The sequence below is a fragment of the Buchnera aphidicola (Hyadaphis tataricae) genome (assembly GCF_005081445.1).
In the GTDB taxonomy this organism is placed as follows: domain Bacteria; phylum Pseudomonadota; class Gammaproteobacteria; order Enterobacterales; family Enterobacteriaceae; genus Buchnera; species Buchnera aphidicola_AE.
In genome coordinates this window covers 1-7706 of record NZ_CP034874.1, presented here as the reverse complement: position 1 = coordinate 7706, position 7706 = coordinate 1, and the positions used below count along the sequence as shown (strand labels likewise).

The following is a 7706-nucleotide window of genomic DNA, read 5'->3' as shown; positions in this document are numbered from 1 at the left end:
TATTGTATAAAATTATTTTATTATTTTTTTATATGATTTACATAAATTAATATATTCAATATCTATCCTTTTTTTTAAACCCTGAGGACCTATTTTTGTGAGTTCGCTAGCCGTATAAAATCTAATTAATGTATTCAGAATTTTTTTTCTAACAGATTTTTCATCTAATTCTGATATATTATTAATATCAGAAAAAGAAATAAATATGTTGTTTTTTAAAGTATCTGATTTTTGACATTTTTTTATTGAAGGATGAAAAAAACTATTTATTTCTTTTTCTGATATGTTAAACAGCATAAAAAACATTGGTGTTAAGAATATTTTTTTTGGAATATAATTACTAAGAAATTTTTTTTCCATTTTTTTACATTTTATAAAACCCATAGGTTCTAGAAAATGATTTATCAATCGTGAAGTACGCGTAATAGACTTGTTACCAGCATTGGAAAAAGTAGATAAACCGCATTCATCTGATAATTTTTCAATAGAAGCTTCAACTACATAAGATTTAACATTAAGATAATACAGCATAGCTTGCACTATAGCTCGCATGGCACAAGCGCGATGTTCATTTAATCTTCTAAAACGAATTAACACATTACCAGTTTGAGGATCTACGGGTAATAAAGTGCGATTTAAGTAACTTCTAGCAACATCTATTTCTGATGCTTTTTTCATAGCATAACAAATAAATCTAGATATTTGTTTCTTATTTTTCGGTGGATTAAATTTTGGTTTAGAGTTATATATATAATTTTTTCTAGACACTAAATACACTTCATTAAGTAAAATATATTTTTTGGAAATTATGGACTATATTTGTTGAGTGAAAATTTAATTTTATTACATTACTACTTATTATATCAAGCATGTTTTTAGGCATAATTTTATTAATCAATAATATTTTTTCTCATAATCACTAATTAAGAATGTTTTTTTTTGCTCATTTTATCAATATATGCCATTCCAAAAGCAGATAATACAAAAGTAAGATGAATTATAACACACAACATAATTTTATCATCTAAAATTTTTTCTGCTTCCATAAAAATCCGCAAAAGATGCACAGAAGATATAGCTACTATTGATGAAGCTACCTTATTTTTTATTGAATTAACATCCATCGTCCCCATCCATCCTAATCGTTTTTGATTATCCTGAATATCCATTTTAGAAATAAAATTTTCATAACCAGAAAACATTACCATGACTAATAGTCCTCCTACTAAGGCAATATCAATCGAAGATAAAACCACTAAAACTAAACCAGATTCAGACATAGATAAAATATCTGGAATTATAAATATAATTTGTTGAAAAAACTTTATAGTTAATAATATAAATCCAAATGATAAACCTATATAAACGGGAAACATCAACCAACGAGAAGCATATATAGTTTTTTCAATAATCTTTTCCATTTTTTTATTGTTCCTAATTGTTTTAATCAAAAATGATCTCTATAAAAATACCAATGATACTCATAAAAATTTTTTATACCAAAATAGTTTCAAAAATACTAATAAGTTATATTGAAAATAATTTAAATCTGTGATAAATATATCAATATTCCTAATAAATTACATTTATTCACAAAAAAAAATAAAAGTAAAGTATATATTATAAATATCAAAAAATTCTTATTTTTACGTTGAATAAAATATGATTTTTTACTAATTTAAGTATAATTTTATGACATCAAGACAATGTTATATATACAATTCTAATCCAACTTTTCAACCTCCTAAAAATCAAAAACGTCGACCTTTTTTTATCTGTGACGCAATGAAAAAGGCAGAAGAAATAGACGTTGCTAGATGTGAGTTAAGTTTTTTTTTGCAAGCAAAAAATATCAAGTCTAGAACATTTGCTTTAAAAAGGTTTAGACTATTAAATAAACATCGTGCGTGCGCAATGAGAGCAATGGTTTCAGCTATGCTTTATCATTTTAATATTTCTTCTGAATTAGTTCAAGCATCTGTAGAACAGTTATCTGATGAATGTGGATTATCTACATATTCTAAAGCAGGAAACAAATCTATCACGCGTGCATCGAGATTAATTACTAATTTTATGGAACCTATGGGTTTTGTAATCTGTCAAAAACAATGGGATAAAATGTTGGGTAATTATATGCCTAAAATTATTAAATTAACCCCATTATTTTTTATGTTATTGGGCATTTCTGAAAAAAAAATAATAAATGCTCAACAACAACAATTAGGATGGATTAACAAAAATCTTATTAGTAAAGGATTGAATCCTATTACAATTCTTGATGCTAAAAGACGATCTAAAGATATTCAAATGAAAAGTATTTTAAAATATAGAATGTCAAGACATGCATTTTATAAAAAGCAAAGAAATGCACAAAAATTGATATCTTTAAATGAAACCGAAGCAAGACAAACTATTCTTCGTGCTTTAGTTTCTAAATATTCTTTAAGCGAATTAACTAAATTAGGTCCTCATGGATTAAAAAAACAGGTGAATATTAGTTATTATTATTTACGAAAAATAGCTAAAAATCAATATCCTAAAAATTAAACAATTTAAGTATTTTTATTAATGCGTTTTTTACGTAACATTTTCTATTTTTTAATTTTTTAATTTTGACCTCTCTCCCCCCCTCCTAAACATGTTTTCTTTTTATTTTTACTTTTTGAAACCACTTTTTTAAAAATTTTTTTCAAATCCACTTATATGACTTTGTTTTTTTGCTTTTTAATATCTTAAATGCATGTTGTTTTTTTTTGTAAATGCTTTATGTTGAATAAATGCAAAATAACAGTGTTTAAATCTTATATAAAAGAAAAAGAAACATAAAAAAAATAGCGAAAGTTTTAATATTAAAACTTTCGCTATTTTTTTTAAAAAAATTTTTAAATATTTGATTCAAATTCTTTTCGTTTTAAAAGAAAATCGGGTATTTTTTTTTCATAAATATCAATATCTTTCATGTGTGTTGTAGTTAAATCTATATGATCTAAATCATTTAATAAACAAAAACGACGAAAATCATCTATTAGAAATGAGAATGTAATATCATTAACCAAAATTTTTCTATTTAATAAATTAATGTTAAAACTAACCCCTATATCTTTATTAACAATATCAAAAAGAGATTCAATAACTGTTTTACCTAAGGTAATCAATAAAAGTTTATTATTAAAACTATTATTATAAAATATATCACTAAAACTAGATGCAATTATAACCCGAAATCCATAATCTAACAAAGACCATACTGCATGCTCTCTTGATGAACCACAACCAAAATTCTCTCTGGTTAATAAAATACTAGATTTTTGATATATTGTTTTATTTAAAATAAATTTATCATTTAAAACTGATTGATTTAAATCTTTATAACGCCAATCATGAAATAAATATTTTCCTAAACCTATTTTGTTGATTTTTTTTAAAAACTGTTTAGGTATAATGAGATCAGTATCTATATTTGAAAAATTTAATGGCAAAACAACGCCATGATGTTCAATAAATTTAAACATTTTTATTATTCTCATTTGTTAAATTTCTAATATCAAAAAATTTACCGTATAATGCAGCTGCTGCAGCCATAATAGGACTCACTAAATGTGTACGACCACCTCTACCTTGACGACCTTCAAAATTTCTATTACTAGTAGAAGCACAACGTTCTCCTTTACTTAATCTATCCTTATTCATACCTAAACACATAGAACAACCAGGTAATCTCCATTCAAAACCAGCATTAATAAATATTTTATCTAAACCTTCTTTCTCAGCTTGTTGTTTAACTAAACCAGATCCAGGAACAACAATAGCTTTAACATTATTAGAAATTTTTTTATTTTTTAGTATCTCTGATGCTGATCTTAAATCTTCTATTCGAGAATTTGTACAAGATCCGATGAAAATTACATCTACCTTGATATCAGTCAAATACGTGCCTGGTTTTAAATTCATATAATTACAAGATAATTCAGCTAAACGTCTTTTATTTAAATCATCAAAGGAACTAAAACTAGGTATTTTTTCATTGATAGAGATTACTTGATCTGGATTTGTACCCCATGTTACCTGGGGCAAAAGATTCGATACATCAATAGTAAAAGTTTTATCAAATACAGCATTCTCATCTGTTTCTAAAGTTTTCCAATATTCAACTGCCTTATCCCAATATTGACCCACGGGTGCATAAGTTTTATTTTTTAAATATGCATACGTAGTTTCATCTGGAGCTATCAATCCAGATTTTGCGCCCATTTCAATAGCCATATTACACATAGTCATTCTTTCTTCCATGCTCATGTCTTGAACGACGTTTCCGCAAAATTCAATCACATAACCAAGACCTACAGATGATCCTAATTGTCCTATAATAAATAAAATGATATCCTTAGCAGTAATAAATGCTGGTACATTACCTATGATTTCAATTTTCATATTTTGAAAACGTTGTTGTTTTAACGTTTGAGTTGCAAGAACATGTTCAACTTCTGAAGTACCAATACCGAAAGATAATGCACCAAATGCTCCATGAGTGGAAGTATGAGAATCACCGCAAACAATAATTGTGCCTGGCAAAGTCATTCCTTGTTCGGGACCTATGACATGAACTATACCTTGATTAGGGTTATGTAAATCATATAACGGTATATCAAATTGATCACAATTTTTTTTTAATTCTTGCATTTGTATCTTAGCCATAGATCCGGACGCATTAATATCTTTACTTATTGTTGAAACATTGTGATCCATAGTAGCAAAAGTTTTATTAGGTTGTCTTACTTTGCGATTTTTGCTGCGCAGCGAAGCAAAAGCTTGAGGTGATGTAACCTCATGAAGCAAGTGTAAATCCACATATAAAAGAGAAGATCTATCTTTATTTTGATTTACTACTACATGAGAATCATATATTTTTTCATATAAAGTTTTTTTCATTTTTTATTTACTCTTAGTTAAAAATTCAACAATAAGATTTCCCATTTCACTGGTTGTCAAATAGTTTTTATCATGACATATATCTCTAGTTGCATAGCCTGCTCTTAAAACAGAAAGTATAGCATTCTCAATTTTATCCGCTATTTCATTTAAATTCATACTGTATCTTATTAACATAGACAGTGAAAGAATTTGGGCTATAGGATTAGCAAGATTTTTGCCTGCAATATCAGGTGCGGAACCTCCTGCAGGCTCATACAATCCAAAGTTATGCTCATTTAAACTAGCTGATGGCAACATACCTACAGAACCAGTAATCATTGCACATTCATCTGAAATAATATCTCCAAAAAGATTAGAACATAACAAAACATCAAATTGAGAAGGATTTTTAATAATTTGCATACAGGCATTATCAACGTATAAATGAGATAAAGATACATCAGGATATTTTTTAGAAACATTTTCTACTACTTCTCTCCACAAAATAGAACTGTGAAGAACATTAGCTTTATCGATAGAACAAACCTTTTTTTTTCTAAATTTAGCTAATCTAAAAGCTAAATGAGCAATTCTTTCAATTTCAAATTCATAATAAATCTCTGTATCAAAAGCATAACTCAATGTTTTGTTTATAAATCGTCCTCGTGGTTTTCCAAAATACATACCACCTGTTAATTCTCTTATGCATAATATATCAAAACCATCTTTTACTATCTCTGAACGCAGTGGGGATAAAAAATTTAATTCTGAATATAACCTTAAGGGTCTCAAATTAGAAAACAATCCAAAATGTTTTCTTAATGGCAATAAAGCTGCTCTTTCAGGTCGCTCTTTTGTAGGTAATTGATCCCATTTTGTACCACCTACAGAACCCAATAAAATTGCATTAGAATTTTCACATCCCTTTAATGTTTTTTGCGGTAGTGCAACACCTTCAAGATCGATGGCGGCACCACCAATATTGAATATTTTTGTTTCTATGGGTAATGAAAAATGCGTTTTTAAAACTTGTATAACTTTGCAAGTTTCTTTCATTACTTCAGGTCCAATTCCATCTCCTGGTAATACTGCAATATAATATTTTTTCATTATTCAATGTGTTCTCGTAAATAAAATTATTTCTATAAAATAAATAAGGGTATAAATTTTTTTACAAAAAAAAGGGAGCGCGCTTTACTTTCTTAATTTTTTGTTGATTTGTTGTAATTTCCATATAATATTTAATATATTAATCATTGCTTGAGCGGATGATTCGATAATATCAGTTGCTAAACCTATTCCATGAAACTTACGATTGTTATATTCTACTAAAATATCAACTTGACCTAATGCATCTTTGCCTCTCCCCTTAGCTACTAATTGAAATTTCTGTAATACTATAGGAAAATGTGTAATGCGATTTATTGCTTGATAGATTGCATCAACAGGCCCATTTCTTGTTGTAGCTGATTCAGTATATGTTTTATTACCACATAATAATTTTACTGAAGCTGTTGATAATCCATTAGAAATAGATTGAACGCTAAAAAATTTGAGTAAAAAATAATCAGATTCTTCTTGTTGTTGATTCATAAATGCTAAAGCTTCTAAATCATAATCAAACACTTGTCCTTTTTTATCAGCTAATTTTAAAAAAGCTGCATATAAATCATCTATATTATAATCATTTTTTTTATAACCCATTTCGTCCATATAATATTTTACTGCTGCCCTTCCAGAACGAGATGTTAAATTTAATTTAACATCTTTTAAACCGATACTACTAGGATCCATAATTTCATAATTTTGTCTGTTTTTTAAAACACCATCTTGATGAATTCCTGAAGAATGTGCAAATGCGTTACTTCCTACTATAGCTTTATTAGAAGGAATAGGCATATTACAAATTTGACTGACAATTTTACTGGTTCGATAAATTTCTTTATGCACTATATTAGTAGAAACTTTTAAAATATCTTCTCTAACTTTAATAGCCATAATAATTTCTTCTAATGCTGTGTTTCCAGCTCTTTCTCCAATACCATTAATAGTTCCTTCGATTTGTCTGGCTCCAGATTGTATAGCTGATATTGAGTTTCCTACTGCCATACCTAAATCATCATGACAATGAACAGAAATAACAGCCTTATGAATATTAGGAACACGTTCAAATAACTGATTTATTATTGAACATATTTCATTGGGAATTGTGTAACCTACAGTATCAGGTATATTGATAGTTTTGACACCTGATTTAATTAGTTTTTCTACAATACGACATAAATTATCGATAGTTGTTCTACTAGCATCTTCACAAGAAAATTGAACGTCATTGGTGTAACGTAATGCTTTTTTAACAGAAAAAATAGCCATTTCAATAATTTCATCAAAATTTTTTCTAAGTTTTGATGTAATATGTAATGTTGAGGTTGCTAAAAAAATATGAATACGAGAATTATTAGATGCAGATATAGCTTGACCTGCTATATCAATATCTTTTTCCAAACATCTTGCTAAACTACATATTTTGCTATTTTTAATTTTTCTTGATATAGCTTGGACTGATTTAAAATCTCCAGGAGAGGAAATTGGGAACCCTGCTTCTATGATATCTATTCCACATTTCTCTAAAGATAATGCAATTCTTAATTTTTCTTTAGCACTTAAACTAGCTTGTAAAGCTTGTTCGCCGTCACGTAATGTTGTATCAAGAATAATAACTTTGGATTTCATAAAATTTTTTCTCGAAAAATAAGTGTGATTAGATTTTTTAAATAAAATAATTTTATACAATA

7 protein-coding genes are annotated in these 7706 nt (G+C 27.3%); 1 reads left to right on the top strand and 6 read right to left on the bottom strand.

What is annotated here, in order from left to right:
- Window positions 1-12 precede the first annotated feature (12 nt).
- Both repA (D9V69_RS03075) and D9V69_RS03070 read right to left on the bottom strand, forming a co-directional pair.
- Window positions 13-768, bottom strand: coding sequence for a plasmid replication initiator RepA (repA, locus tag D9V69_RS03075; RefSeq protein WP_158356871.1), 756 nt, complete (start codon window positions 766-768; stop codon window positions 13-15).
- Window positions 769-923: 155 nt separating this feature from the next.
- Entirely contained in the window at window positions 924-1421 is a 498-nt protein-coding gene (locus tag D9V69_RS03070; RefSeq protein WP_158356870.1) for a TIGR00645 family protein, read from the bottom strand.
- 271 nt (window positions 1422-1692) lie between these two features.
- Between D9V69_RS03070 and repA (D9V69_RS03065) the strand changes: the two genes are divergently transcribed.
- The gene (gene repA / locus D9V69_RS03065; protein WP_158356869.1) at window positions 1693-2547 is read left to right on the top strand and encodes a plasmid replication initiator RepA; all 855 of its coding nucleotides are present in this window, start codon (window positions 1693-1695) and stop codon (window positions 2545-2547) included.
- A 335-nt stretch (window positions 2548-2882) separates the two neighbouring features.
- Here repA (D9V69_RS03065) and leuD read toward each other — a convergent pair whose 3' ends face one another.
- The 4 genes from leuD to leuA form a co-directional block, all read right to left on the bottom strand.
- Window positions 2883-3512 (bottom strand): 3-isopropylmalate dehydratase small subunit, encoded by a 630-nt coding sequence (gene leuD / locus D9V69_RS03060; protein ID WP_158356868.1) that lies wholly within the window; start codon window positions 3510-3512, stop codon window positions 2883-2885.
- On the bottom strand, window positions 3505-4929 hold the full coding sequence (gene leuC, locus D9V69_RS03055; protein WP_158356867.1) for a 3-isopropylmalate dehydratase large subunit: 1425 nt from the start codon (window positions 4927-4929) through the stop codon (window positions 3505-3507). Before leuC ends, leuD begins: the two co-directional genes overlap by 8 nt.
- 3 nt (window positions 4930-4932) lie before the next feature.
- Window positions 4933-6024, bottom strand: coding sequence for a 3-isopropylmalate dehydrogenase (gene leuB / locus D9V69_RS03050; protein WP_158356866.1), 1092 nt, complete (start codon window positions 6022-6024; stop codon window positions 4933-4935).
- Between the two features lie 81 nt (window positions 6025-6105).
- The gene (leuA, locus tag D9V69_RS03045; protein ID WP_158356865.1) at window positions 6106-7644 is read right to left on the bottom strand and encodes a 2-isopropylmalate synthase; all 1539 of its coding nucleotides are present in this window, start codon (window positions 7642-7644) and stop codon (window positions 6106-6108) included.
- Window positions 7645-7706: the final 62 nt, after the last annotated feature.

Excerpts from the sequence above, each read along its gene's own strand:
- D9V69_RS03070 (WP_158356870.1), bottom strand. The coding sequence starts at position 1,421 with ATGGAAAAGATTATTGAAAAAACTATATATGCTTCTCGTTGGTTGATG.
- repA (WP_158356869.1), top strand. The coding sequence starts at position 1,693 with ATGACATCAAGACAATGTTATATATACAATTCTAATCCAACTTTTCAA.
- leuD (WP_158356868.1), bottom strand. The coding sequence starts at position 3,512 with ATGTTTAAATTTATTGAACATCATGGCGTTGTTTTGCCATTAAATTTT.
- leuC (WP_158356867.1), bottom strand. The coding sequence starts at position 4,929 with ATGAAAAAAACTTTATATGAAAAAATATATGATTCTCATGTAGTAGTA.
- leuA (WP_158356865.1), bottom strand. The coding sequence starts at position 7,644 with ATGAAATCCAAAGTTATTATTCTTGATACAACATTACGTGACGGCGAA.